This window comes from Paenibacillus agaridevorans (assembly GCF_003112455.1).
In the GTDB taxonomy this organism is placed as follows: Bacteria; Bacillota; Bacilli; order Paenibacillales; family Paenibacillaceae; genus Pristimantibacillus; species Pristimantibacillus agaridevorans.
This window is the reverse complement of record NZ_BDQX01000430.1, coordinates 79,895-81,367: the sequence shown is the minus strand read 5'-3', so window position 1 is coordinate 81,367 and position 1,473 is coordinate 79,895. Positions and strand designations below refer to the sequence as shown.

Here is a 1,473-nt window from a genome sequence, read left to right as displayed (position 1 = left end):
GCGGAGGCCGCCCTGGACTGCTCGATGCAATACGCAGGCAGCCGCCATCAATTCGGCAAGCCGATATCGGGCCATCAGGCGATCGCTTTTAAGCTCGCCGACATGGCGACCGCCATCGAAGCGGGACGGCTCCTTGTCTACCAGGCGGCAGCGCTGCGCACTCGCGGACTGCCTTGCGGCAAGGAGGCGGCGATGGCGAAGCGCTTCTGCTCCGACGCGGCTTTGTCGTGCGCGACGGAGGCGGTGCAGATTTTCGGCGGGTACGGCTATATGCGCGAATATCCCGCGGAGAGGCTGTTCCGGGATGCGAAGGTGACGCAAATTTACGAGGGGACGAACGAGATTCAGCGGTTGGTTATTTTTAAGCATATGGTCAAGGAAGGGCGATAGGAGGCGGCAGACGGGATGACGAAGCCAGCGGGAATGCAAGCGGACGGTAGCGAAACCAGGCGGCCCATTCGGTTCGTAACCGCCTCGGCCTTGTTCGACGGCCACGATGCGTCCATCAATCTGATCAGAAGGCTGCTTCAAGCGGCGGGAGCGGAGGTCATCCATCTCGGACACAATCGCTCGGCGGAGGAGATCGTATCGGCAGCGATACAGGAGGATGCGGCGGCGATCGCGGTCAGCTCTTACCAGGGCGGGCATGTGGAGTTTTTGCGCTATATGGCGGATTTGCTTCGGGAGCGGGAAGCCACGCATATTCGAATTTTTGCAGGGGGAGGGGGCGCCATTACGCCGGAGGAAGCCGAGCAGTCGGCAAAGTACGGCGTATCCAAAATATTTACGCCGGAAGATGGCCGGACGCTAGGGCTGGAAGGGATGATCGCGTGGATGCTCCGCGAATCGGACTACGAGATGGCGATCGATCCGGAGAGGGAGCTGGAGCGTCTGCGAGAGTGCCAACCCTCCGCGCTTGGACGACTCATCACGGCAGCCGAGGCGGATGGGGCAGCAGCTTGGCTTGCCGACATTCGGGAGCAGCTCCCCCTCGGCGTACCGGTAATCGGCATAACAGGCACGGGCGGCGCGGGCAAAAGCTCCCTGACCGACGAGCTCGTCAGGCGGTTTCTGCGAGAGAAGGCGGCAGGAACGATCGCCGTCATCTCCGTCGACCCGACAAGGCAGAAGACAGGAGGCGCGCTGCTCGGCGATCGTATTCGCATGAACGCGATAGGCGGCGGACGCACGTACATGAGGAGCATGGCGACCCGCGCCTCGGGCAAGGAGCTGAGCGCGGCAACATCTGATGCCGTCGCGCTTGCGAAGCATGCGGGCTTCGACTGGATCATCGTGGAGACGAGCGGCATCGGTCAAGGCGACTCGGCAATAACGAGGCTCTGCGATATTGCGGTGTACGTTATGACGAGCGAATACGGAGCCCCATCCCAGCTGGAGAAAATCGACATGCTCGATTACGCCGACATGATCGTCGTTAACAAATTCGACCGTGCCGGCTCCGAGGATGCGCTG

At 61.8% G+C, this 1,473-nt stretch carries 2 protein-coding genes; both read left to right on the top strand.

Annotated elements, in window-relative coordinates; genetic code table 11:
* Positions 1 to 390 (top strand): acyl-CoA dehydrogenase family protein (locus PAT3040_RS39320; protein ID WP_258235281.1); only part of this gene is annotated, 390 nt, incomplete at its 5' end.
* A gap of 15 nt (positions 391 to 405) precedes the next feature.
* A partial coding sequence (locus tag PAT3040_RS32555) for a cobalamin-dependent protein (protein WP_258235280.1) occupies positions 406 to 1,473 on the top strand: 1,068 nt, incomplete at its 3' end.